Raw genomic sequence first — 25,925 nt, forward strand, 5'->3', positions numbered from 1 at the left:
TTTGATGGTAGATTTACTACATGTTCCCGCTAACAATTGCCATTTTCCAAAGTCAATTCTCCGCCAAAGGCTTCCAAGCGGCCAACTTCAGCCAGGTTGATCTGGCCAGCAAAAGTCTCGTACTTGCCAGACGGGTATTGCTCAAAGCTTAAGGCATCCCCTTCCTTGCTCTGCAAGACGCCATATTCTGCTTCTTCCTCATCCTTCATAACAAAGGATACGACTTGCCCGGCAGCTAATTGCCAGAAGTCCTGCATTTGCTTGATGTTTGCTGCTTTGCCTTGAACTTCAAATGGATCTTCTAATCCTCTTTCCTTAAGCTGGCGCCGGCAGCGGCTGATATCTTGCAAATACTCTGACTTATCAATTACTCTGTCAACTGCCGTCTTCTTAACCAGCAGCAATGAGTCATCCCTGCCAATTTCGTCGACAGTCAAATACAAGCTGAAGTCGTCATCAGCACACAAGAGCCGGCCAACCGCGAATGAAGCTGGATCTTCTTTCAGATGAACTTCACGCAAACCATCTACAGTTGTACCTTCAGTATCCCGCGTCTTAGGATTGTCCAGCAGCCATTCACCGGAGAAAGCGGCTAACCGCCGGAGTTGACTGACAGCAACTTTTCCTGCAAATGGCTGGTATTTGCCAGATGGATATGCCGCAAAATTAACATGACCGGCAGAAATTTCATCGATATATCCCCATTGCTGGTAATCTTCGCCTTCCAGGCCAAAATACACAACCTGCCCGGGCAATAAGTCCATAAAGTTTTCAACTGACTTGATCATGCTAGCTTTGTCTTCCAGCTTGAAAGGATCTGCCAGGCCTTTTTGCGTCAGCAGCTTCCGCCGGCGCTGGATCTCTGCCAAATAATCCGATTGATCCAGCAGCCGCGTGACCGCTGACTTTCTGATCAAGAGCAGCGAATCATCCCGGCCCAGCTCATCCAAAGTCAAGTAGAGCTGCCAGTCGTTTTCTTCAAACAAGAGGCGACCAACTTCAAAACTGTCTTCGGCAGCGTCTGTGTAGATTTCGTATAATTTTTCCATCCCTAACGACCTCACATTTCTTACTCGTTTTCTTATTTAAGCATACTCTTTTTCCAGATTTTTTCTGCCAAAAATTCAAATCCGGTCGTTTTTCCTCGTATCCGGTCAAAAAAGGCCCCGCCTGAGCGGAGCCTTTTTGATCTTATTTTCTTTGCGTCAGCTGCCCGTCCATCATGTCATAGATGTGGTCAGCGTATTTTTCCAGTCGCGGGTCGTGGGTGACCAAAATGATCGCCTTCCCGTGGTCCTTAGCCAGCTTCTTAAACAAGCGGCCGACTTCTTCCACCCGTTCACTGTCCAGTGATGCCGTTGGCTCATCAGCCAGCAAAATCTTCGGGTTGGCGTACATGGCCCGGGCGATTGCCACCCGCTGCTTCTGCCCGCCTGACAGGTTTTCCGGATACTTCTTGACCAGGTTCTCAATCCCCAGGTCAGCCAAAAGATCCTTTAATTCTTCCTGGCTCAAGTTGCCGGTCTTCTTCACCTTGTCCACCAGCTGAAACTGTTCCTTAACCGTCAAGTAAGGCACCAGGTTGTAGGCCTGCAAAACAAAGCCCAATTTGTTCAAACGCAGGCGGCTGCGGTCCTTCTCCTTCAACTGGCTGATATCCTGGCCGTCGATTTCCACCTGCCCGCTCGTCGCGTTCTGCAAGGCGCCCATAATCGTCAGCAGGGTGCTCTTCCCGGCCCCGCTTGGTCCCATCAACAGAACCACGTTGCCAGTGTCCGCGCTGAAGTCGACCCCCTTGAGGGCAACCGTTGCTGCATCCCCTTGCCCGTAAACTTTTTTCACGTTCTTGATTTCAATCGCTGCCATTTTATCCTCCAATTGCCTGTACCGGGTCAATCTTCAAAATCGTTCTGACTGGGTTAAGCCCGCCCAGCAGTGCCATTAACAACATCCCGCCGATCGCTGCCACGAAAATCCCTGGCGTAAAGGCCATCGGAGCAGATGCCGGCATCGCGGCCGCCGTGCCCCAAATTGCCAAAAGGGCCAAGACCAAAGCGCTCGTTACCAAAAGCAGACTCTGGCTGACCGTAGCCCAGATCAAAGTCTTGGCCGGCACGCCTTGTGCCCGCAATACCGCGTAGTTCGGCAGCTTCTGGATGGTCAAAATGTACAGGAAGACTGCTACGATGACCAGGGAAATGATGAACATGAAAGCAATCATCAATTCAAAAGTCAGGTTCTGTTCAGAGTAACCTGGCAGTTTTTGCGTAAATTCCTTAACCCCGTAAGTCTTGAAATTCTTCCCCTTAACGGACAATTTCCGCTGGGAAATGATCCCGGAAGCTTCAATCCCTGGTGCCACGTTCTTCAATTCCTTCCATGCCGGCAAAAAGCCATACATGATCGGCTCAATATTGATCTTGGCATCCTTGACGAAGCCGACGATCGTGTACTTGTGGTCTGACCCGTTCAAGGTCACCTTGTCGCCCAGCTTATAGCCCTTGTCCTTAAAGCGGCTGTCAGCTGTAACTTCGTACTTGCTCTTAGCCCGGCGGCCAGCGATCAAGTCCTGGTCCTTGTAGATGAACTCACCCTTCTTGACCCCCATGTACTGGGCGTTGATCCCGCTTTGTCCCTTCTTCTTGGCCACTACCTGCAATTCGCCGACCACGGCTTCCTTGTCAGTCAAGTCGATCTTTTTCAAGTCGTCCTTGGTCAAAATCGAGCTGTTCATGGACAGGTTGGCGTTCTTGTTCAAGACCACGCTCTTGGTCTGCCAGCTCTCCAAAGCCACCGTGTTTTCCCGGGCCAGGCCGTATGCCAGGCCCCAGGTTGCCAAAATCATGTACGCGATCAGAAAAATCATGAAGACGATCAAGCCGTACCGCTTCTTTTCATGCTTGATCTCTTTTAGTGCTAAAAACATTTTTTCTGCTTTCTTCCTTTCTTATATCCTCTTTTACCCTATTCGTGGCCGCTAAAGAGCTTCTCTAAAGCCTCGCGCTCCCGGTCTAAGTAAAAATCAGCGTTATCCGGGTCCAGCAAGGCTTCCTTGATCGCCTCATGCGACAGGGCCATCGCAGCCCAGGCACAAGCCGGCATTTGCTTGGGCCTGCTGCTTGGCAAAAGCGCCTCGTTAGCCGCGTAGTGCAGGCGGATCAAGTCATAGTACTGGCTGCCAGTGGCCTTGGTCACAAAGTCCTTGGTCATCTGGTAGAGCTCGTCTGCCCCCATCCGGCCGGTCAGACCCGTGTGCAGGTCCCGCATGGCCAGCTTGAACAGGTATTGGTAAGCATCCATCAGATCCTCAAAGTACTTGTAAAAGGCCCCCCGGGCAATGCCGGCTTCCTTGACGATCCGCGCCACCTGGGCGCTGGCCAAAGTATGGGCGCTGAATTCTTTGAGCAGGGCGGCTGTAACCCGATCCTGCTTGTCTTTGCTTAAATTCTCAAAAGTTGCCTTGACCATTTTTTACCTCCGTGACACCATGTCACCTTTAACTGTTTTCTAGTATAAGACCAAAGTGACATCGTGTCAACATAAAAAGTGACGCGATGTCATTTTTCTTGCACAAAAAAGGGCTGCCGGAGCAGCCCTTCCCTGTGATAATTAATTTGTGAAGCTTAAAAATTAAAATGTTGTTTTGTTGTTTTGCTATTGTTTTTATGTACTTATTGCTAGGTACTTGATCTTTTCGGTTTTTGGTTAATTCTTGATTTGCTTAGTTGATTAGTTCTTGATTAGTTTTTGATTCGGATTTTTAAAGGTTGCCGCGCGGAGGGAGCCGTGCTTTAGTCTAACGGGAAGATCTTGTCTGGGTTAAGGATACCCTTAGGATCAAAGAGGCCCTTGACCTTTCTGAGCAAGTTGGTGTAATCCTTGCCATAGAAGTCTTCGTAGTAGTTCTGGCGGGCGTAGCCAACCCCGTGTTCACCGGACATGTTGCCGTCCACTGACTTGGCGGTCTTGTAGAGTTCGGAGATAACGGTGTCGCCCTTCTTGGCGAATTCTTCGTCAGTCATGTCGTCAGAGCACAGGTAGATGTGCAGGTTCCCGTCGCCGGCGTGGCCGAAGTTAGGGATCCGCATGTTTTCTTCCTTTTCCAGCTCTTCGATCCGGTGCAAAACCAGCGGAATCTTGCTGATCGGCACTGAAACGTCGACTTCGTCCATCTTTGGAGTTGACTTTTGGATGGCCAAAAGCAGCTTTTCCCGGGCGTCCCAGATGGTCTTGGCTTCTTCTGATTCAGCATTCAAGACAGTTTCCTTCAAAGCGTGGAACGGCTTGACTGCTTCCAAAGCTTGAGCCAGTTGCGCTTCAGCGTCGCTCTCAGTAAAGGAGTCGATGCCCAGGATGATGAAGCCGTCGCCTTCCTTGATTGGGAAAGTAGCGTCGTAGTACTTTTCCCACAGGTTCAAGACCTTGCGGCCCATGTATTCAACAGTGGTTGGCACAACGCCGGAAGCCAGGATGGCTGGCACTGATTCGATGGCATCGTCCAAAGTCGGGAAAGGAATGATGGCGTTCAAAGCGTGCTTTGGTCTTGGGTAAAGACGCAGAACAGCTTCAGTGATGACGCCTAAAGTCCCTTCTGAGCCGATGATCAGGTCCTTCAAGGAGTAGCCGGATGATGACTTAACTGACTTGGAGCCGAACTTGTAGACCTTGCCGTCAGTCAAGGCAACCTTGACTTCCCGGATGTGTTCACGGGTTACCCCGTACTTGATGGCCTTCAAGCCACCGGCGTTGGTGCTGATGTTGCCGGCTACAGTAGCCCAGTGCATGGCTGGTGCTGGCATGTAGGTAAATGGCTTGTCTGCCAAAAAGTCTTCCAGTTGGTTCAGACGGATGCCTGGTTGAACAGTGATGGTCAAGTTGGCTGGGTCATAGTCAATGACCTTGTTCATCTTAACCATGTCCAGGGAGATCCCGCCATGCACAGTCAAGTTGGCCCCCATCAAGCCAGTTGAGTTGCCCCGTGGAGTCAAGGCAATTTCGTGGTCGCTGGCGTACTTCAAGACGCTGGCTACTTCTTCAGCCGTAGTTGGCTGGATTACCAGGTCAGGCATGGCCCGGACAGTCTTGAATTGGTCGTGGTCCCAGTGTTCAGTTACTTCAGTAATGAAACGTTCTGGGTCGGCAATCATTGGCCGCAAGTTTTCAATGTCTTCAGCAGTTAACTTATGATATTCCATTCTAGCTCACCTTACAGTTTTCTTTTTTGTGTTTCAATCTCTGTTTCTATTAAATCACATTTGAAAGCGTTGTCAATTTTATGAATTCTTGCACAAAAGAAAAAAGGCCGGTCAGCAAGCGCTTCCTAGCCTTTTAAAAGTGTAAAAATTTTTTCTTTTTTCGTACTTTGTGAAAAATCGTCATGCCTTTTTACGAAAAACAAGCTGGTCTTCCCCGCTTTGGTCTGGGGCAAAGGCATAGCCAAAGCCCGTGAAGTCCGGCAGGTCAGACAGGTCCCGGCCCCCTTCAGCCAGCCAGCGGACCAGACGGCCCCGGGCCATCTTGGCATGAGTTGCCTGGGTCCGCCATTTGCCGTTTTTCTCTTCCTGAAAGCCAACTTCAAGCAAGCGGTCGCCATCTTTAAGATAGGGAGCCAACAGGCGGCTGTATTCCTTAGAAGCCAGATTGAGGACGACTGAATCATCTTGGTAGAGCTCTTGGTAGACTTTTTCTCCCCAGAATTCATAAAGGCTCTTATACTTGAAGTTAGGCAGGGGGCTCTTCATTTCCAGGCGGTAAGTCACGATACCATCAAAAGGCCGCAGACTGCCGTAAAGGCCGGACAGAACGCGCAAATGCTGGTCCAGGTAGTCCAGTCCGGCCTGGTCTAAGACATCAGCTGCCAGATATTGGTACTGCAGGCCGCTGTAGGCAAACAGAGCCGGAACTTGCCCTTGATTCAAGTCAGCGGCCAGCATCTGCCGGGCTTCTTCAGTGATTTTGGCATTGGCCCGCCAGACTTTTTCCAAGTCAGCTTGGTCTAAGGAATTCAGATAGGACCAGAGCTCCTGGGCTTGATCAAGAAAGACGGGTTTGGTCTGCGGCAAAAAGCCGCCATCCGTCTGCATTTTTTTAGCGGGGGAAATTACGATCTTCATTTTTTACATCCTTACAATAATTTAGTAAAATAAAACATGTGTTTAACAATAAGGAGGAGCAAGCAATGATCAACCCTGATTTTGCGATTATCTTAAATTTTAACCCAAGTGGGGAAAATGTAAACGCGGATGCTCTGGTCCGCCGGGCAAGAGACATCGGTGCCCGCGCCGTCAGCGGCCCTGAAGAATTACAGGCAGCCTGTGAAAAGTACACCATTGCCTACCTGCCAGAGCAAGCTGGCCAGCATTACAAGGCAGATGAAGTCGTGGACGCCCTGGTAGCTGCAAGAAAAAATGGCCAGGCACTGGTGATTGACGTGGATGCCGCAGACGAAGCTGACCAGACTACTTTAGAGGCCTTAAACAGCTGGATGCACAAGTTTGGCCACGCGGTTAATGAAGGGCAAGCCAGCGAATTATCAGCTGACGCGGAAGATGCTTTCGTCTTGACCAACCGGCACGCGCCCTACCAGGCCTACCTTTTCTTAAAGGCCCCTTATCCTGCAGAGGTCAAGGTGACTGGCTTGACTGAAGAGCCAAACCGGATTGAATGGATTGACGGCCGGGAAGAATGTGCTTTTGTTTTTGAAGCAGGCGTCTTGACAGTTCAGTTAAAGAAGCAGGAAAGTCCTTTTGCCTGGCAGCTGGTCCGGATTCAGGGCCACCGGCCGGAAGACGATATCGCGGAGACTAAATTTTAAATTCATATTAAAAAATCCCTCCGTACATTTTAATCGCTAAGCGATTCGTGTTATACTGAACACAATCTTTTGAATGAACAGATTGGAGTTATTAATGACTTCTCGCAAAGACTACCGGAAGAAAAACACTCAAGGCAGCAAGTACCTGATTATCGCGGGCGTGGCGGTTATCGCCTTAGCCTGCGCGGGCATTTGGGGACACAATGCCTACCAGCAGCACCAGGCAACGGTTCTGGCGGAGAACAAGAAGCAGGTGGCATACAACAAGAAGCACTTCAACGCCAACGTCACCATTTATGGCGTCAAGGTGGGCAAGCTGACGGTTGACCAAGCGGTCAAGAAGATCCAGGCCAAGGCCGTCAACAAGCTGGTCTACAAGGATGGCAAGATCAGTGCTGTTAGAGACAGCAAGCTGACGACCATCAGCAAGGAAAAGGTCCAGAAGTACTTTGACAAGCAGTACACCCAACTGCCGACCAGCAAGAGCTACACTTACGAAAACACGGCTCTGAAGAAGGGCAAGAGCAAGCTGAAGGCTATTACCTCGGCCAGCGTGGACTACTCTGTAGCTGGGAAGACTTTTACCTTGGCGGCTAAGGACTACTTGACTCAAGTCAGCTACTACAACGGCGCTGTTCACTATGACGACACCAGCAAGCTGACGAGCAAGCTTAACGCCATGGACAAGGAAGTCAAGACTTTGGGCAAGAGCTACAAGTTCAAGACTCCTGCCGGGTCAACCATCACCGTTACCAACCAGAGCTACGGCTGGGGGATCTGGACGGCCAGCGCCAAGAAGGCGGTTCTGGCAGCTTATGAAAGCGGCAAGAAGACCATTGACGGGAAGAACCACATCTATGGCGAAGGCTACACCACGCAAGGTTTGGGCTATGGCAAGAGCAACAACGGGCTGGGCAACAGCTATGTGGTTGTATCAATCGCCAGCCAGGACATGTGGGTGGCTGTCAACGGCAAGGTGGTCGTAACTGTATCTGACGTGGTTACGGGGACGGCCAACAAGGGCGACAACGCTACGCCTACTGGGGTTTGGTACATCATGTACAAGCAACAGGACGCTACTTTGAAGGGGCAGAACGACGACGGGTCGAACTACGCTTCCAAGGTCAGCTACTGGATGCCATTTACTTTGAGCGGCTGCGGGTTGCACGACGCGTCATGGCGGACCGACTGGTCAAGCACGGCCTACCTGGAAGGCGGGTCACACGGCTGCGTCAACATCCGGCCTAGTGAAATCAAGTCCGTTTGGAACGCGGTTAAGGTGCACATGCCTGTGATCGTTTACTAAAACCTAAATTACATATGAAAAAGGATCTATCTTCTCTTTGGAAGCTAGATCCTTTTTTGATTGCGTTAAGTTTAGCGGGTTAATCACCCAAAGCTATTTGTCATATGATGACGTGTAAGACAGTTCTACATCATCATAATCATCTGATTGGAACGACTTAGTAATTGATTCCCCAGGTTGTAAACCATCGGCATCATCTGGTTCCATTAATACCTCATTTTCATCTATTACTTTTCCATTCTTTAAGAGGAATACATGTACATTTGGGTAATAGATCTTTTTAGATCCGATATTAGTTGCCTTTACATCATATCCGTAGTCATCATTTTTAGTAACTTCTACTTTCAAATCAGAGTTTGCGGATTTTTTAACTGATTCTGTTAAATTAAGATGATAATCTATATGATCAAAGTAATAGGGTCTCTGATCCCTAAATTTTCCCCATAAAATAACAGACTGATTTGGCGCAATAGGGCCTCGGTTGTCATCGGCTATAAGCCCAAGATCCTTACCGTGACTATCTTTTGGCTCTGCAGCCATGCCTATATCCAGTGTCTTCCCAGATCTATTAGTAATTTTCAACATTATATATCTTTCAGTTGGAGATTTTGGTTCATCAAAAGCTTTAACTGATACCGCATCTGCTATCGAATTTATTTTTACTGTTACTGGTCTTGTTATATCCATAGAACCATCTGGATAACGCACTTCAATAGTTTGAGTGTACACCCCTGCCTTTTCGTAATTCACAAAAGTCTCGCTTAGGAAATGCGTAAATGTTGTTCCTTTAGGGAGTTCTTCCTTATTAGTTATATATTCACTATCGTCTCGGTATTCTCCCTCAAATAATTCTAAATCTTTAACCTTAGGTTCATAGATTTCAGCATCAGTTTTGGGTCTCACACGTACTTGGATCGTATCTGAGCTATTTTCAGATCCATCTGGATACTGGGCAATGACCTTGATGTGATACGTTCCAACTTTGTTTAAATCAGGCTCTTTATCAAACTTAAGTTTCGTACCCGAGGGAAGTTCATTTTCGTTTGAAATTAACCAACTCCACGGCAACGGATCACCTACTGCTACACCAACATCTGGTTCACCAGCTATAGGCTTATAACGATCAGCATCCTTACTCTCTTTCACACTTGAACTGTTTTCTGGTTTGTCAGATGGCTGATCAGTTGATGGCTTATTAGTTGGTTGTTCTGTCGACGGCTTCGTAGAAGGTTGACTAGCTGATGGCTTATTAGCTGGTTGTTCCGTTGACGGCTTTGTGGACGGTTGATTAACCTTTGCATTTGTCGTTGACTTTGATGTTGGTTTCTTAACCGTCTTCTTCGGTTTTGAAGTGGTCTTCTTTACTGACTTCTTCTTTGGCTTGGAAGTAGTCTTCTTTGCCGTCTTCTTCTTTGACTTTGAAGTAGTCTTCTTTACCGGCTTCTTCTTTACCGACTTCTTCGACTTTGAAGTGGCCTTCTTTACCGACCTCTTCTTTGGTTTTGAAGTAGTCTTCTTTATCGACTTCTTCTTAGATTTTGAACTAGATTTCTTTGTCTTTTTCTTCTTAGCAGTCTTCTTTTGAGCCGCTGCAACTTCAGCTGGCTGTACTGAACTAGGCACCGTTTCAACAGCACTACCTAATAAAACTAACGCTGCTATAAGCGTCAGAATACGACTAAGTTTCATTTTCATATTCCTAATCCTCAATTACATTCCACAAAATACGCGTGGCACTAGTATAAGAATGGAGATGTGTTCCAACTAGAACCACGCGTACATTATTTTCTATTTATCAGCTAATTCCTTCAGTTTCTGGACAGGTTCGCTCTCCTTGAGCTTTCTCTTGCCCTTCTCCATGAGGATCCCTGCCTGCACGCCCTTCAAGAATGGAGCTGACCGCTTCAAAGCCTGGCCACCAGCGTAGCCTAAAGCCAGCAAAAGGGCGATTCTCTTAGCATGTTTCATCTTCATTTTGCTCACCTTATTTCTCACACATCTCTGACCATTTCTTACCATCTATATTATAGCGCTTTCTCAGCGGCAAAAATAACAACTTAGGCGAATTCCGTCACGTCTTTGACATCATAACGGGCAGTATCTGGAACGACTTCGCTTGGGTCTGGCTTGCCAATGGAGATGGCCATCACTGGAATGTATTGTTCTGGATCCAAGCCAAATTCCGCGGCTGCCTTGCTTGCGTCATAGCCAGCCATTGGGTTGGTTTCGTAGCCGTGTTCACGGGCAACCAGCATCAGTTGCATTGAGACAAGTGAGGCATCAACCATTGCATCTGCGACTAACATTTGCCGGTCAGCTTTCTCGTAAAGCGGAAGGAAGGTGTTAACCGCGGCATCGCGTGCTTCTGGAGTTACCTTCTTGGCTTCTACCATGCCATTCCACAGGTCACGGTACTTCAGATATGACTTGGTGTTGCCGAAGACCATGATGGTAGCAGGAGCCGTGTCAACCTGTTGGTAGTTGAACGGCATCAAGAAGTCATGAAGCTTCTTCTTGCCTTCTGGAGTGTCGACGATAACGAAGTGCCATGACTGCAGGTTGCAGGCACTTGGGGCAGAGATAGACTCATTGATGATTTCCAGCAATTCGTCACGGGAAATCTTAACGTTGGAATCATAGTGCCGGATTGACTTTCTGTTTTGCATGATATCTTTAAAATCGTTGTTCATTGTGTTTACCTCAAAGAATGTACGATAGTATTTACACCTATATTGTAACCGATTGCAGTCAGATTGAATACATACAAAAACTGTTTCCAGCTCATGCTAGAAACAGTCATTTTATTTTCAATTAATGCTTAACCAAGTTTGCAACTTCGCTACCGCTGACGTTAAACAAAATATCAGGCTGTAAGCGTTCAGTAGGTTCAACACTCGGATAATCTACGCCTGCAAACGTCTTAAGCACGGCCATCAAAATATGCTTCATCCCCTCTGGCGGAATCGCCATACCGATTTGGCGACGAACGCTTTCTTTCCCGCCAACAAATACATAATCATCTGGGAAAGTCTGTAAACGCGCACGCTCTCTATTTGTTAGAGCGCGATTTTCACTCCAGTGATACATATGAGTGCCACCACCGCCAGAACCAGTTACCGTATAAGACGGTTTATTGAAGGTCAAACGCTTATAAATGTTGGAGAGTTTTGCCCCTTTAACATGCAAACGCAATTCTTCTGGAATAGACAACGACCATGCATTGCCGCCTTCGGGGATATAATTAAGCATATCAACAGTACGTTTGTTGTGATGTGTCATTTCATTGTTTGGTGCATCAGCTGGAATTGGTGGATTAGTCAATGCTTCACCCGCCGTCTTGTAGTCAGATGGATTTGGCGTAGTCGGTGCAGGGACATGGAACTTGATTCCCTTTTCTGCTAAATCGTTTCTGATCCCAACAATAATGATACGGTGTCGCATCTGAGGAACACCATACTGTTCAAACTTGTAAAAGTTTGGTGTCAGAGTGTAACCAGCTTCTTGCAATGCCTTTAAAATTTGAATGAAGGCTTCACCCTGGTTTGCCGAAGTCAGCCCACCAACGTTTTCAGCCACAAAAACTTTAGGCTGATATCTCTTCAAAACGTGTACGCCATAGCTATAAAGTGGACCATAAGTCCCTTCAAGACCTTTATGCTTCCCCACCACTGAGTAGTCATTACATGGAAAACCGAAAATTAAAGCATCAATGTTTCCAAGCTTCTCATCGTCATCTAGATTAAACTTGCGAACATCTTCACAGTAGACAGTCTTTGCATCTGGATCATTAAGAATGTTCAGCTTATAGGTTTCAACAGTGTCGGGATCATATTCATTAGCCCAAGCGTGGGTAAATCCCCATTCTACGCCGTTCTTGTCTACGAAATGGCTTTGCTTGGCAGCATATGCACCGCCACCTGGGCCAGCAAAAAGTTCTGCAGTCCTAAAAATCATATTTGAGCTCCTCAGTAATCAGTTTTCTTGCTACAAAAATCATATCTACCAAAACATGCGTTTTGGCATATGACTATGCTAACATTTTACCTTTTTTGAACGCAGCTGGCAATAATAATGTACCGTACCTCTATTTTCGCTGTAATACAGCCAAATAATACGCGCACCACATAATTCTGACAAACTATTTTTTAGCTGATAGAATTTAATTAAACAAGAAACTAATAGGAATATAGTTTCGATTTCTTAGAAATGAGGTATAAATGATGTCAATTTTGTATACTGATGTTCGTCCGTTGATAATACCGAGTGGCAAGAAGGTAATATCAGAACAATTTGAAGAATCTCTTGCACAATCTGATAAGCTTGAGATTGCAGTAGGTTATGTTTCTGTAAAAGGGCTCCAAAAAGTCGATGAACTTGTAGAAAAATATAATATTAAAGACGTTAAGCTGATTTGCGGAATGTATTCCGTTGATGGAATGCCCAGCAGCATTCGCAATGAAATAATTCGTCTTCACAAAAAGTGGCAAGCCAGTGGAATTGGTGACTTATACATTGTCAGAAGTATGGAATATCACGGCAAGCTGTACATCTTCTGGAAAGATGGCAAACCGTTTCTCAGTATTCTAGGATCTGCAAACTTAGGTGCCTTAAATCCAACCGGCCGTACCTTACGTCAATATGAACTCTCCAAAACAAATGAAGACATCGCAGAGAATCAAGAGCTATCTGAGTTTATTGCCAATTTGCTAGAGAAATGTTGTATCACTGTAGAGAAAATTGATGAGATCAAGACTGTTCACGAAAGAAACGACTTATTGACTAATATCGAAGATGTATCTGAATTAACTGAATCATCAGTTCAACACTTCAACGAGAAAGAGAACGATATTTCGTTTCACATCCCAATCAAGGCTCCAAAGTATGCAAATCGCTTCAGTACGGATAGAAAAGACTTCGCAAGTTCAAATATCAATGTGTGCTACGGAAACGGCAGAAAAGGCAAGAACGGTAAAGTTGCTCTACGAAACTGGTTCGAAACCCAAATTACTGTTAGCGTAAATATTACCCGTGAACCTGATTACCCAAAGGACAAGCCGTTTTTCTTGGTAACTGATGATGGATACATGTTTGAAGCACATACCACTGCTCAAAATAACAAACAGTTGACGGCATACGGCAATGACCGTATCTTTGGGAGATGGATCAAAGGTCGCTTAGTTGCATCTGGATTACTAACGCCTTTTGACAATAAAGATGACGATCCAGATCGACTTGGTATGGTAACTGAGGAGATGCTCAAACAATCTCACATGACGACACTCGAATTGCACAAGACCAATGAGAAAAGACTTGGCAAAGTCTTCAAACGAAATGAAAATAACCGCCTGGATAAGAAACACTGGATAGAAGAGCCGTTAGATGTTTGGACGATCCACTTTTGTGATTAGCTTAAGGAAGTAATTGATGGGCTACTTAGATAACTATATAGATAAAATCAAAAATGAAGGAAAGACTGGCTTTGCTGATTCGATTGAAAAGACCGCAAAGCAAGTAGGAGAAAAACGACTGTCACAATTTGACTATGCGTCACATCAAATGGGACTCCTATTTGGCAACATTCAATCTGGGAAGACTGGACATGTTTTTGGCGTAATGTGTGAAGCCGTTGACCTCGGATTTCCCTTCTTTCTGTTTCTGACTACTGACAATACTACTCTTCAAGAGCAAACCTATGACCGTGCAAAGAACGACCTGACGGATTTCGTAGTATGCAACGAAAATGAAGAACAAAAATTTAGGAACCACGGTGATAAACCCGTAGTAGTTGTTGTTAAAAAGAATTACCGAGTTCTTAAAGCATGGGCAAATAGATTCAGAAATACAAACATGCTTTTAGGGAATCCGCTATTTATCATTGACGATGAAGCAGACGCAGCATCTTTGAACACCAAGGTCAACCAAGACAAAGTGTCATCTATCAATAAATATCTCCAAGATATTATTGATACAGCTCAAAGTAGCATCTACTTGCAAATGACTGGTACTCCTCAATCCTTGTTATTGCAATCAAGCATCTCCGGCTGGCACCCCCTTTTCGTAGACTACTTCGAACCAGGAGATGCTTATCTTGGCGGCAACTTCTTCTTTCCGAAAGACAAAACACCAGATTTTGTGCGCTTCATTAACAGCGAATCTACTTCAAACTTAGCTCGTGATGTAGTCATTCGACATTTAGTTGTAACGGCACAACTCTTCCTAACAGGTCATGAAGTGTCTAATTGCTTAATTCATACAAGCCGCTTGCAGTCAGAACACAACAGAACGGCAAGGGAAATCAGCAATGTACTTGACGAGCTTTCTGAATCATCCGATGATCCTAAGCTAAAGGATGAGATGAAGAAGGAATATGACACGCTTGCTCCTGTAAAAGATCCAAAGCAGTCTTTTGAAGATATCTATCAGCTCGTTCAAAAAATCTTGAGCAAGAAGGAATTCAATATTGTTAAATTAAACGGTTCAAGCGCTGATACAAGTGAAGACTATGAACGCGGGTGTAATTTCGTAGTTGGTGGTACCAATCTTGGTCGTGGCGTAACGTTTAGTCAGCTACATACTTTCTATTACGCACGCACGAGCAAACACCCACAAGCAGACACAATGTGGCAACACAACAGAATGTTTGGGTATGATCGCGATAAGGGGCTTATCAGTCTCTTTATTACTCATGAGCTGTACAACCTGTTCTCTGAAATCAATGAGACAAACAACGCAATCGTTGAGCAAGCCCGCAAAGGAGAAAAAATTACTATCAGCTATCCTGACGGATTAAATCCAACACGTGAAAATGTGTTAGACAAATCTTTGCTTAACATTCTTCCAGGTAACAGTAACCACTTCCCATCAAATCCTCACAACAATACTTTTGATGAGATTTCCAAAATGGTGGAAAAGTTTGATGGAACTGAAGCACCTCAAGCAGTTCCTCTTCAGCTGATTATCAAGATTTTAGACAAATTTGAAGATGACAACTTCAATTTTGCTGGATACAAGAGCATGATTCAATCTGAAATGCACAAAACTCCACTTGCTACAGGCATGCTTATGGTACGACGAGACCGTAACATTACCTATGGCATGCGGGCCTTACTGTCACCAAATGACTGGGCTGCTACAAATGCATTTACCGACAAGTTTGTCTTAACGCTCTATCAAGTAAATGGCGACAATCCCGAATTGAATTGGCCTGAAGGTAAGAAGCTCTGGGTGCCAAACATCAAACTTCCTGGCACTAGCAACATTTATATGATTGACTAGTTTCTCAAGAATGGGGCAGGTATAGCCTATGGCGTATGAATTTAAGACCAACCCTAGGACCAGCAAACGAATGTCAAAGGTTCATTCTACCGAAGGCAAGGACGAAGTTATTATTCGCAAAATTCTTTGGAAGAATGGCATTCATTATCGAAAGAACTATAAAGATCTTCCGGGAAAGCCAGACATTGCACTTACCAAATATAAAGTCGCAGTATTTATCGATGGCGAATTCTGGCATGGCTATGATTGGGAAAACTACAAAAAGCATATAAAGAGCAATCGTGACTACTGGATTCCTAAAATTGAGCGCAACATGAAACGGGACCAAGAAGTCAATGCAAAGCTCAAAGAAATGGGATGGACCGTATTGCGGTTTTGGTCCAAACAAGTGCTCAAAAATCCAGAATACTACGCAGAATTGATCATGTTGTACACTCGCAGTGATGAATGAATTATTGTTCAAGATGATCAAAAAATCTCTTCTTTCTCCTAACATATAGTTGTATCATAATCAGTGAACATAGTTTTCACGCAATTATGAGGTAAAAGAGAATGAAGAAATTCCAAAAAGCATTAGCGATTTTAGTCGCTATGCTAGGACTGATTGCCGTTATCAGTTTCAATAACCAAGCCGTTTCTGCTGCAAAATACGGTCGAGGAAAACAGATCGTTGTACCTAAGAACCTACGAGGCAAATGGTATAGTTATGATGTTGGCCGTGATGGAAAAAAGCCAGTTGTCTTTACCAAATATACCTATTCTGGTAGCTTGGGTACTAATATGCGCATTTATGCTCGTAAAGGCTACCCTAACTACCACTATGGTGATAAGCTCACAAAGAAACAAAAAAATGAGAACAGAGCCATCGAAAAAGCATCTAAGCATTGGGTCGCAGGTGAGTGGGCAAAACGTGGCCTTATCATCAAAAACCATACTAACGGAACTTACTTATGCTTGTCAGGCTGGTATGGACTTGGCGAAAATTTTCCATCATTTAGACACATCACTCGGAAAATTAATGGCAAGAAGGTTAATATTTTAGTGTTTACCAACGTCTATACTTGGGCAAACTACTATCCTACTAAGGCCTTAGCTAAGCAATACAAAAATAAATCTACTCCTGATTACAAACACCTTTCATTCAAATAGAAGCTAAAAGACTACAGCTCCTTTACGAGAACTGTAGTCTTTTTCCATGTCCAACTTGCTATCCTTGGAATATAACGTCGTTGTGGTATTCGATAAATTCTACTGAAGGAATAAATTTCTCTGGAAGAGCTATTTGACGATGATCGTAACTCTTCAACCACTCGCGAGTATTGTTATCCATGTCAGTTTTTGCGAGATTATCAGAAATTATCACATGAAGTCCTTTGTCAATAGTAATCAGTCCGCAGTCAAAGGCCTTATCATGCAATGAATTTAAGCATAAGCCATTTCTGGGATTAGTTTTCTCAGTTGCGGCATCACTTACGCTCCATGGTTTAATGTGACTGGCTACAAGCAATTCTGAGTTGTTAATGCCGGTTATGCAACACTTGTTATGATAAGAGCTAAGAACAACTCTCCGAAAAGCATCCTGGCCAACTCTGGTCTTTACTTCCCGTACTTTGTCCCTTCCCTCTGGCATGTTGACTGGTTCTTGATTGTAGTACTTTGGTTCGTGTATTTCCCCAGTTGAAAGACTTTCTTTGATCAACTGGACTTGATAAGCAAGTTCTTCAAGATTTGATTCATACTTCCTATACACAATCTCATCCATCTTGCTGCCGTTTTTTAAACCGCCAACATTCCTTTTTTGTAACTCTGGGTCAAAACGGGCAAGATTACACATTTTCATCCCCACTGAGCCTGGCGTTCTTCCAAGCAGCTGTGCAAGCTTAATAACTTTTGGATTCCTGCCAGTTATCTGACCAAATGGTATCTCACAATATAAAGCATACGCCAGCGTTGTCTCTTCTTCCGTCCAGCGTTTTCCCCTATTATTAGGCATAACTAAACCCCTAGCTTTTTTGCCAAAATAGATTTATCGCTTTCAGGATAACACAAAAAAAGACAAGTTTGTCAAAACAATACATACAAAAAACTGTTTCCAGCTCTCACCGGAAACAGTTTTCTTATGCTCTATTTAATTACTTCTGCAAAGCAGCAGCAACCGCGGCGTTGACGTCAGCTTGTTCGCTGGCAATCAAGTCTACCCGGGTAGCGATGACCTTCCGGTCCATCTTGATTTCCCGGTTCAGCAGCATGTCGCTTTCCTTGTCAGTAAAGAAGGAGTTGTATTCGTCGTAGCGTTCCTGAGTCTTGAAGACGCGGGAGATGACAGTGATGAAGGTAGCGAATTCCATGTCGCCGCCGACCGTCTTTTCCATCCATGCCCATTCGTCTCTGATCCAGTTCCAGGCCAGCTGTTCACCTGCCGGGTTGGACAAGACGCCGTTAAACCAGCCGCGCAGGTCCTGCGGCTTGACGATTTCAGCGTTTTCGAACCAGGATACAATCTTCTTCAGTTCGCCTTTGTCCTTGCTCTTCACGATCGCGGCTTCCAAGTCCATCTTGAATGATGGGTCGCTAGTTGCCTGGTACAAACCGATCAGCTTGTCAGTCAATTCGCTTGACCCGTAGTTTTCAACTTCGTTGATCAAAACGTAAGCCCGGATGTCTGCGGACAATTCTGCCAGCTTATCAGCGTATTCCACGTAAATTTCGTGGGCTTGCTTTTCAGAATCAGCGTTGCGGCCGTAAAGACTTGCGGACAAAACGTATGGCCGGGTCTGGATGTCCTCATCGCTTTCCCCTGCCTTAGGCAGCCAGCCCAAACGGGCAACTTGGTCCTTGGACAGGTCGTTGTACAGTGCCCGCAGGTTCTTGTCGGCTTCGCTGCCGGCTGGGGCAAATTGCCGCAGCTTAGCAGCAGTCGTGTACAAAGCGTCGTTAACAATGTGGCTTTCTGAGTTCTTGAAGAGTTCCAGAACTGGTACCACATCAGCGTATGAAGCCTGCTTGCCTTCTGCCAAAAGCCGCAGGTCTTGCAGCAATTGCAATTGGGAAACTGGGCCCAAGTCCTTGGCTTCCTTCATGATGTCGTCCATCAAAGTCTGGTCGTACTTCACGATGAAGTGAGAGTTGTTGCCCACGTTCAAGCGCAGAGCGTGACCAGCTTCTTCTCTAAGAGCTTGGTAGTCGCCCAGGTCAAGTTCAACATCAGACATGATCTTTGGTGCCTTAAAGTTGGCGTTAAGCGGAATTTCCCACTTGCGGCCGACTTCCTTGCCTTCGCCGATGAAGAATTGCTTCTGAGTCAGCTTCAAGTGGCCGTCCTCAACAAAAGCATTCACCACTGGGTAGCCAGGCTGGTCCAGCCAAGTGTGCATGATTTCCCCAATGTTCAAGTCAGTAGCCGTTGACAAGGCATCCCAGAGGTCGTCACCAGCCGCGTTGCCAAACTTGTGCTCGTCAAAGTAGCGCTTAAGGCCCTTTCTCAAAGCTTCGTCGCCCAAAAGTGACCGGACCATGACCAGCATTCTTGAACCCTTGGCGTAAACGATCGCCCCGTCAAAGAGCGCGTCGATTTCAGCCGGGTCGTTGACTTCCACGTGCACTGACTGTACCCCGTCGGTCGCATCCCGGGTCAAGGCAGCCGCTGCTTCAGAAGTCTGGAACATTTCCCAGATGTGCCAGTTAGGTTCCAGGTGGTCAACTGACAGGTATTCCATCATGTTGGCGAAACTTTCGTTCAGCCAGAGGTTGTCCCACCATTCCATGGTTACCAGGTCGCCGAACCATTGGTGGGCCAGTTCGTGGGTCACCACAGTCGCAACCAGCTTCTTCATTTCCAAAGTGGTGTTGTCTGGGTCCAAAAGCAGGTAGGCTTCCCGGTAGGTTACCAGACCCCAGTTTTCCATGGCGCCGGCTGAGAAGTCAGGCAGGGCCAGCTGCAGTGATTGCGGCAACGGATATGGAGTTTGGTAAAAGTCTTCGTAAAATTCAATTGCCCGCTTGGCAATGTCCAATGAGAAGGTCAGTTCCTTTTCAGTGTGGGCTTGAGTTGAGTAAACCCCGATCAAAACCCCGCTCTTGGTGTGGGTGGTCAATGACCGCATTTCACCAAAGGCAAAAGCAACCAGGTAGCTGGACATGCGGACAGTTTCCTTAAAGTAGTGAACGCCGTTTTCTACCCGGTCTTCCGGCATGTTGGCCAAAACAGTTTCGCCTTCGTGTTCGTCGAACTTAAGGGCCAGGGAGAAGGTTGCCTTAGCTTCTGGTTCGTCGACACATGGGAAGGCTTCCCGGGCAAAAGTAGTTTCAAACTGGGTCCCGATCAGTTCCTTCTTGACGCCGTCAACTTGGTAGTAGGACGGGTAGATCCCCATCATGGTGTCAGTCAATGGAGCTGAGTAGTCGATCGCAATGACCGCTTCCCCGGTCTTGCCGGCTTCGATCTTGATGCCTTCAAAGTCATCGCCGAAGGTGAACGGCACTTCCTTGCCGTCAACCGTGACCTTGCTGATGGTCATGTACTTTTGGTGGACCAAGACAGTTTCTTCCTGGATTTCACCATGGATGGTGGAAGTCCCTGAGAAAGATCTTGCTGCCCGGTCAACGTCGATGTACAGATCGTAGTGATCTGGATGGAATGTTTCGTAAAAGCGCTTAACAGCCATTGTTTCCTCCTATAATCCGCGGCAGATTTTCCCGCGATATTTTGTATTCACACTTCTCTATTCTAGCAAAAAAGCCGAAATAAAGCCGCTTTAATGCAAAATATCTGGATTTTGCCCTAACAATTAATTCCATTTTTGAAATAATAGTTTGAAGTAAATTCCACTTTATGTCATTCTCTTGACAATTGTTACTAATGTTACTTATTCGTTCAACTAATTTAAAGCGCTTAAAATGATAATTTTGGCCCTCTTTTCTGCTTTTTTATGACATTTTTGCCAAAAAATTGTTCATTTTACCGGATTGTTAACGAGCTGTGGTCGTTTTGTAACGTTCCTGTAATATTCCTTTAGTAGCATAGACTTAGTTTTTAAGAGAAGCAAGTGAGGAGTTTCTACCATATGAAGTTCAAACGTAATTTCAAGAAAGTTTTATCAGCAACTGCTTTTGCAGCTGCCCTCGTGGTTGCTCCCGCCGCTAACGTTTCAGCGGCAACCAATGACGCAAATTCTACCCAACAGTCAGCAACTGCAACTAGTCAAGACAAGCAAGCCAGCCAAGACCAGGCCGCAAGCCAGTCTAGCGCTGCCAATCAAAGCTCAGCTACTGCTGCTTCAGCAAGCTCAACCAGCTCAAGCACTTCTACTTCTACTAACACGGTAAAGAAGACCACTAAGAAGGCCAAGAAGACCACTAAGAAGGCCAAGAAGACTACTAAGAAGAGCAAGAAGAAGGCTGTTAAGAAGACCAAGAAGACTTCAAAGAAGAAGTCTACCAAGAAGGTTGCTAAGAAGACTACTAAGAAGAAGGCAACTAAGAAAGCTAAGAAGGCTGCCAAGAAGACCACTAAGTCTGCTACCGCAGCTGTAACTGCCAGCGCTGACCAAAGCCAAGCCTCTGACCAAAGTTCAGCTTCAAGCCAAAGCTCAACTGACCAGCAAGACGACGCGGCTAAGAAGGCTGCTGAAGCTGCTGCCAAGAAGGCCGCTGCTGCCGCTAAGAAGGCTGCCAAGAAAGCTGCTGCTGCTAAAAAGGCTGCTGCTAAGAAAGCCGCCGCTAAGAGAAAGGCCGCTGCCAAGAAGAAAGCTGCCGCAAAGAAGAAGGCTGCTAAGAAGTCAGCTGAAAAGGCAGCCAAGTACTGGATCGCTATGCGGGAATCAGGCGGTTCCTACACTGCCAGAAACGGCAACTGTTACGGCCGCTACCAACTCTTGATCTCCTACCTGGGCGGCAACCTGTCCAAGGCAAATCAAGAACGGACTGCTGACCGCTACGTATACGGCCGTTACGGCTCATGGGTCAACGCCAAGAGATTCTGGCTGGCTCACAACTGGTACTAAAATCAGACAATGACGAAGGAGGAATCGCTTGATTCCCCCTTCTTTTTTGCTCTTTTTTAGCTTTTTGTCTTTTTCAAAAAGTGATACCTTTTTACTTATTTTACAAAAGTGACCTTTTGCTTTACAATATTTAAATAGTCTTTGAAATGTCTAAAATTGGGAGGAAATCATGCAGCTCAGCAACGACCAGCTTGCAAACATCGCACACGACTACTACATCAGCAAACTCAACATCGCCGAAATTTCCGCCAAGTACAACCTGTCCCGCTACCTTATTGACAAAGCTTTGAACGACGCGGAAAAGACCGGCATCGTCCAGATCAATATCAAGGAAGGAGCCAAGCGGAATCCCGGCCTGGAAAAGACCTTTCGCCAACAGTTTGGCCTCAAGGAAGCCTTTATCTTAAAGAAGCTGGAGACCAAGAACCAGGACAGCGAAAAGATCGTCAGCTTCGCGGCTGAACAGATCCAGAGCTACATGCAGTCCAGCAAAAACGTCGGCATCACCTGGGGGACGACCATGCTCGACATCATCAACTCCTTTACGGATGTCAAAAATGATGACTTGACCTTCGTCCAGCTGGTTGGCTATCCCCTCCAGGGCAGCGGGCGCAAGAATCCGCTGGAAAGCGTCGCTGCTGCCCAATGCGGGGGCCACTTCCGCGCCCTGCCAGCTCCCCTTTACTCCTCCAATCCCGACCTGGTCAACTTGATCAAGAAGGAGCCTTTTTACGAGAAGCTGGATGAGCTTTACGACAACATGGACCTTCTGGTGGCCAGCCTGGGCACCTTGCAGGCTTTTGAAGAAGAAAGCTTCCTGCATGAAAAATACGAAAGCCTCCTCTTTAAGAACATCCACCAAAAGAACATTTCCGGCATGATCTTCGGCCGGCCATACGACCATGATGGCCACTTCTTCAGCTCAATTACTGACAAGATCATCGGCATTTCCGACCAGCAGATCGTCAAGACCCCTGTCCGCTTCGTCGTGGTCAACGACCGCTTCAAGTCTGAAGCCCTCCTGGGCGCCCTCAAGTCCGGCATCATCACCCACCTGGTCACCAGCGAAAGCATCGCTGACCGGGTCCTGCAGCTGCAAGAAGAAGGCAGCCGGTAAAAAATTAATTATTTCCACTGCTTAGCAGGCAAAAGGACCAGCTCCGAAAAAGAGCCGGTCCTTTTTTCAACCGGTATAATCTAGCTGTCCCCTATTTTACATGTAAAAGTCTTTCTCATTTTCTAATAATTTCCTGCCCAGTTGCTTCTTAATAAAGCAGCTTAGCTTTTCGTATAGGGTTGTAATTTAATGGCAAAAGGCTTATGATTTCTTTTAGTAAGCGCTAACAAGCGCTGCTGTGTGATTGATAGGATTATGTTTGATAGGGGGAAATATCATGCGTAAGTTTATTTTGGCTGCTGGTGCCCTGGGCCTGGCAGCTGCTTTTACCGCCTCGCCTGTCAAGGCCTGCACGACTGTAGTAGTTGGCAAGAAGGCCACGACCGACGGATCAACCCTGGTCGCCCGCAATGAAGACGTGGGCGCCTGGTCCAAGCACTTCTATGTTCACCAGGCAACCAGCAATGGCCCGACCACTTATGTTTCTGAAGACAACGGCTTCAAGACCAGCCTGCCAAAGACGGCCCTGCGCTATACCAGCACGCCGGACGGCGAGCAGGAAAATGGCCAGTGGATTTTTGGCGAGAGCGGGATCAACAGCGAAAACGTGGCCATGAGTGCTACGGAATCAGCTACGACCAACAAGAAGGGGCTGAAAGCTGACAAACTGGTCAAGAACGGGATCTCCGAAGCTTCCATGCTGGACGTGGTCCTGCCTTACATCCACTCTGCTAAGGAAGGCGTCCAGCGCCTGGGCCAGATCGTTGAAAAGCAAGGCAGCGCCGAAAACAATGGGGTTATCTTCAGCGACAAGAATGAAATCTGGTACATGGAAATCGGCTCCGGCCACACCTGGGCAGCCGTCAGAGTTCCAGACAACAAGTACGCCGTCATCCCTAACCAAATGGTGATTGGCAAGCTCAACCTCAAGGACTCTAAGAACTACATGGCTTCAAGCAACCTGGTCAAGAAGGTCAAGGCCTGGTCCAAGAACAAGAAGATCAAGCTGGCCGGCTATGCAAAAGGCACGGTCAACTACGCCAAGGCTTTTGGTACCAACGACAAGACTGACGCCGTCTACAACCGGCCGAGAATGTGGGACGGGCAGAGAATCTTGACCCCAAGTAAGAAGCAGTCAATTACCAAGAAGTCCTACACCCTCTTCCTTAAGCCGGACAAGAAGGTCAGCCCAGCCAAGGTTGGCCAGGTACTTTCCTCCCACTTTACGGGAACCAAGTACTCCAGCTACGGCAAGTGGAAGGGCGGTTACCGGCCGATCAACGTGCCAACTGACGTGGAATCCCATATCCTGCAGATCAGAAACAATGTACCTAAGGAATATGCTGCTATCCAGTGGCTGGCCATGGCCTCCCCGGCGACCAGCGTCTACCTGCCTTTCTACACCAACATCAGCGACACGCCAAGCCAGTACAAGGTTGATGGCGACTACCAAGACCCGACTAATACCAAGTCTGCCTACTGGACTTACAAGACCACGGCCATGGTGGTTGAAGCTTACAAGCACAAGAAGTTTATCGACAGCGCAACTGGCAAGAAGACGGACCTGATCTACAAGGACGTTAATCCAACCAAGAAGGCCGTAACTAAACAGCTGGCGGCCAACCTGGCCCAAAGCGACAAGACAGCCAAGACTTTGTCCGGTGACAAGCTGACGGCCTACTTGACTGAACAGAACCAGAAGAACGCTGACTACGCGCAAGGCAAGTGGCAGACCATGAACAAGAGCCTGATCGTCCACTCCAACAAGCTGGCGCCAATGACCAAGTCCAGGCTCACTTTCAACAAGTAATTTTATTGCCGTAATCTCCATAGTAACTGTAAACAAGAAGCATTTTAACAAGTAAAAATAGCAACATCGATATTTTAAACCGCACGAAAAAGGCAGCTCCATTCTGGAGCTGCCTTTTCACTTACAAACTTTTACTTTACTTACAAGTACTTTTCAAACTTGCTTTTAAACTTTTACCACAGGCCGATCAGCTTCATCCACAAGCCGCCGATGCCGCCGTAGACTACCAGGTAGAAGAGACCCAAAACGAAGCACATCTTCCACCAGTCAGTCTGCTTGACATAGCCTGGGGCAAAGAGGGCGGTTGCCGGCCCACATGAGTAGTGGGTGGTTGACTGGAAGATCGCCCCAGTCATCCCCAGCATGATAGCCGCGAACATTACCGGTACGCCGGCACTCTTGGCAATCAAGAGCAGCGGAGCGTACATGGCAACAACGTGAGCCGTGCCGGAGGCAAAGAGGTAGTGGCTGTAGAAGTAAACCAGAACCAGGATAGCCATGACCAGAACTGGTGACATACCGCCGATAACAGACTTGATTGAAGCCTGCAGCCACGGAATCACGCCACCCTTAAGGCTCAGTTGGTTGGCCATAAAGATCAGGATTGAGAACCAAACGACAACGTTCCAGGCACCAGTTTCGCTCAGCATGTCCTTGGTAGTCAAAACCCCGGTTACCAGCAGAAGCGCGGTTGCCAGGAAGGCTACCCAGGTAGCGTCCAGGCCGATGAAGCTGGACAGCATCCACAAGACAAGAGCCAGGATGAAGACAGCCATCATAACCTTTTCAGAGGCCTTCATGGCGCCCATTTCCTTCAATTGGCCGTCAGCCCATTCCTTAGCGTTAGGAGTTTCCTTGATCTTAGGCGGGTACATCTTGTAGATGATGATTGGCACTAAGATGAAGGAGATCAAGGCTGGCACGATAGCTGCTGCTACCCAGCCGAACCAGGAAATCTTGACCCCGTTAGCTGCTGCCAGACCAACCGCGGCCACGTTAGGAGCTGAGGCGGTCATGAAGAGGCTGGATGAGATCGTGTTGGCGTGGAATTCGTTGAAGACCAGGTAAGAACCGATCTTGTCTTCCGTACCATCAGAAACCTTGGAACCGAAGGTGTCGGACAAGGATTCAATGATTGGCAGGACGATCCCACCAGACCGGGCAGTGTTACTTGGGGTGGCTGGTGAAACGACCAGGTCGATCATGGACAAGGAGTAAGCCAGACCCAAAGTCTTTTTACCGAAGGCCCGGACAAAGATCAAGGCGATCCGCCGGCCCAAGCCAGTCTTGGTAAAGCCCCGGGCAATCATGTAGGCCATGGCGATGGTCCATGGAGTTGAGTCAGCGAAGGCTGACAGGGCTGGCTTCATTTGGACCAGGCCCAGGCCAATGATGATGACGTAGGCGATGATAGATACCCCGGCGATTGGCAGAGGCTTGGTGATGCAGGCAATGATCGTCGCAAGGAAGATGGCGAACATGTGCCAGCCGGCAACGGTGATGGTTGCCGGACGCAAAGGAGTGAGCAGGAAGAGCCCAATCCCGATGATCAAAGGCCAGATGAAGCCTTTGTAATTAACTTTTGCTAACATTTTTTCTCC

Annotated in this window: 22 protein-coding genes; 9 read left to right on the plus strand and 13 right to left on the minus strand. The window is 47.0% G+C overall.

What is annotated here, in order from left to right; genetic code table 11:
• Positions 1-29: 29 nt before the first annotated feature.
• From ACYVUU_RS10275 to yaaA, 6 genes are all read right to left on the minus strand, one after another.
• Positions 30-1,049 (minus strand): hypothetical protein, encoded by a 1,020-nt coding sequence (locus ACYVUU_RS10275; RefSeq protein ID WP_484500820.1) that lies wholly within the window; start codon positions 1,047-1,049, stop codon positions 30-32.
• A gap of 142 nt (positions 1,050-1,191) precedes the next feature.
• Positions 1,192-1,866, minus strand: coding sequence for an ABC transporter ATP-binding protein (locus tag ACYVUU_RS10280; RefSeq protein WP_439775610.1), 675 nt, complete (start codon positions 1,864-1,866; stop codon positions 1,192-1,194).
• Between the two features lies 1 nt (position 1,867).
• Complete coding sequence (locus ACYVUU_RS10285; RefSeq protein WP_484500821.1) at positions 1,868-2,926, minus strand: FtsX-like permease family protein; 1,059 nt, start codon at positions 2,924-2,926, stop codon at positions 1,868-1,870.
• A 38-nt stretch (positions 2,927-2,964) separates the two neighbouring features.
• Positions 2,965-3,468, minus strand: coding sequence for a TetR/AcrR family transcriptional regulator (locus ACYVUU_RS10290; RefSeq protein ID WP_484500822.1), 504 nt, complete (start codon positions 3,466-3,468; stop codon positions 2,965-2,967).
• A 323-nt stretch (positions 3,469-3,791) separates the two neighbouring features.
• The gene (locus ACYVUU_RS10295) at positions 3,792-5,195 is read right to left on the minus strand and encodes an FAD-binding oxidoreductase (RefSeq protein WP_484500823.1); all 1,404 of its coding nucleotides are present in this window, start codon (positions 5,193-5,195) and stop codon (positions 3,792-3,794) included.
• A 180-nt stretch (positions 5,196-5,375) separates the two neighbouring features.
• Positions 5,376-6,113: a peroxide stress protein YaaA gene (yaaA, locus tag ACYVUU_RS10300; protein ID WP_484500824.1), complete on the minus strand. Its 738-nt coding sequence runs from the start codon at positions 6,111-6,113 to the stop codon at positions 5,376-5,378.
• Between the two features lie 65 nt (positions 6,114-6,178).
• Between yaaA and ACYVUU_RS10305 the strand changes: the two genes are divergently transcribed.
• Positions 6,179-6,814, plus strand: coding sequence for a hypothetical protein (locus tag ACYVUU_RS10305; protein ID WP_484500825.1), 636 nt, complete (start codon positions 6,179-6,181; stop codon positions 6,812-6,814).
• Positions 6,815-6,908: 94 nt separating this feature from the next.
• Positions 6,909-8,120, plus strand: coding sequence for a L,D-transpeptidase family protein (locus tag ACYVUU_RS10310; RefSeq protein ID WP_484500826.1), 1,212 nt, complete (start codon positions 6,909-6,911; stop codon positions 8,118-8,120).
• A 93-nt stretch (positions 8,121-8,213) separates the two neighbouring features.
• Here ACYVUU_RS10310 and ACYVUU_RS10315 read toward each other — a convergent pair whose 3' ends face one another.
• The 4 genes from ACYVUU_RS10315 to ACYVUU_RS10330 form a co-directional block, all read right to left on the minus strand.
• A complete protein-coding gene (locus tag ACYVUU_RS10315; protein WP_484500827.1) occupies positions 8,214-9,815 on the minus strand; it encodes a Rib/alpha-like domain-containing protein in 1,602 nt (533 codons plus the stop codon).
• Positions 9,816-9,908: 93 nt separating this feature from the next.
• The gene (locus ACYVUU_RS10320) at positions 9,909-10,094 is read right to left on the minus strand and encodes a hypothetical protein (protein WP_003613252.1); all 186 of its coding nucleotides are present in this window, start codon (positions 10,092-10,094) and stop codon (positions 9,909-9,911) included.
• 83 nt (positions 10,095-10,177) lie between these two features.
• On the minus strand, positions 10,178-10,810 hold the full coding sequence (locus tag ACYVUU_RS10325) for a nitroreductase family protein (RefSeq protein WP_484500828.1): 633 nt from the start codon (positions 10,808-10,810) through the stop codon (positions 10,178-10,180).
• Between the two features lie 121 nt (positions 10,811-10,931).
• The gene (locus tag ACYVUU_RS10330) at positions 10,932-12,074 is read right to left on the minus strand and encodes a DNA cytosine methyltransferase (protein WP_484500829.1); all 1,143 of its coding nucleotides are present in this window, start codon (positions 12,072-12,074) and stop codon (positions 10,932-10,934) included.
• A gap of 263 nt (positions 12,075-12,337) precedes the next feature.
• Here ACYVUU_RS10330 and ACYVUU_RS10335 point away from each other — a divergent pair, with 263 nt between their 5' ends.
• The 4 genes from ACYVUU_RS10335 to ACYVUU_RS10350 all read left to right on the plus strand — a co-directional run bounded on the left by ACYVUU_RS10335 (position 12,338) and on the right by ACYVUU_RS10350 (position 16,544).
• On the plus strand, positions 12,338-13,528 hold the full coding sequence (locus ACYVUU_RS10335) for a restriction endonuclease PLD domain-containing protein (RefSeq protein WP_484500830.1): 1,191 nt from the start codon (positions 12,338-12,340) through the stop codon (positions 13,526-13,528).
• A 16-nt stretch (positions 13,529-13,544) separates the two neighbouring features.
• On the plus strand, positions 13,545-15,395 hold the full coding sequence (locus ACYVUU_RS10340; protein WP_484500831.1) for a Z1 domain-containing protein: 1,851 nt from the start codon (positions 13,545-13,547) through the stop codon (positions 15,393-15,395).
• Positions 15,396-15,423: 28 nt separating this feature from the next.
• On the plus strand, positions 15,424-15,846 hold the full coding sequence (locus ACYVUU_RS10345; protein ID WP_484500832.1) for a very short patch repair endonuclease: 423 nt from the start codon (positions 15,424-15,426) through the stop codon (positions 15,844-15,846).
• Between the two features lie 101 nt (positions 15,847-15,947).
• The gene (locus ACYVUU_RS10350) at positions 15,948-16,544 is read left to right on the plus strand and encodes a hypothetical protein (RefSeq protein ID WP_484500833.1); all 597 of its coding nucleotides are present in this window, start codon (positions 15,948-15,950) and stop codon (positions 16,542-16,544) included.
• A gap of 58 nt (positions 16,545-16,602) precedes the next feature.
• Here the strand turns inward: ACYVUU_RS10350 and ACYVUU_RS10355 are convergent, their stop codons facing one another.
• Both ACYVUU_RS10355 and ACYVUU_RS10360 read right to left on the minus strand, forming a co-directional pair.
• Positions 16,603-17,388, minus strand: a complete 786-nt coding sequence (locus tag ACYVUU_RS10355; protein ID WP_484500834.1) for an HNH endonuclease — start codon at positions 17,386-17,388, stop codon at positions 16,603-16,605.
• A gap of 139 nt (positions 17,389-17,527) precedes the next feature.
• The gene (locus ACYVUU_RS10360; RefSeq protein ID WP_484500835.1) at positions 17,528-20,059 is read right to left on the minus strand and encodes a M1 family metallopeptidase; all 2,532 of its coding nucleotides are present in this window, start codon (positions 20,057-20,059) and stop codon (positions 17,528-17,530) included.
• Between the two features lie 399 nt (positions 20,060-20,458).
• On the opposite strand from ACYVUU_RS10360, the gene ACYVUU_RS10365 reads away from it, so the two are divergent.
• From ACYVUU_RS10365 to ACYVUU_RS10375, 3 genes are all read left to right on the plus strand, one after another.
• Positions 20,459-21,397 carry an aggregation-promoting factor C-terminal-like domain-containing protein gene (locus ACYVUU_RS10365; protein WP_484500836.1) on the plus strand — a complete coding sequence of 313 codons (939 nt, stop codon included), beginning with the start codon at positions 20,459-20,461 and terminating at the stop codon, positions 21,395-21,397.
• A gap of 169 nt (positions 21,398-21,566) precedes the next feature.
• Positions 21,567-22,514, plus strand: coding sequence for a sugar-binding transcriptional regulator (locus tag ACYVUU_RS10370; RefSeq protein ID WP_484500837.1), 948 nt, complete (start codon positions 21,567-21,569; stop codon positions 22,512-22,514).
• Positions 22,515-22,791: 277 nt separating this feature from the next.
• Positions 22,792-24,324, plus strand: a complete 1,533-nt coding sequence (locus ACYVUU_RS10375; protein WP_484500838.1) for a C69 family dipeptidase — start codon at positions 22,792-22,794, stop codon at positions 24,322-24,324.
• A 173-nt stretch (positions 24,325-24,497) separates the two neighbouring features.
• Here the strand turns inward: ACYVUU_RS10375 and ACYVUU_RS10380 are convergent, their stop codons facing one another.
• Positions 24,498-25,916 carry a DASS family sodium-coupled anion symporter gene (locus ACYVUU_RS10380; protein WP_439774987.1) on the minus strand — a complete coding sequence of 473 codons (1,419 nt, stop codon included), beginning with the start codon at positions 25,914-25,916 and terminating at the stop codon, positions 24,498-24,500.
• Positions 25,917-25,925: the final 9 nt, after the last annotated feature.

It is taken from the genome of Lactobacillus sp. WILCCON 0058 (genome assembly GCF_057198005.1).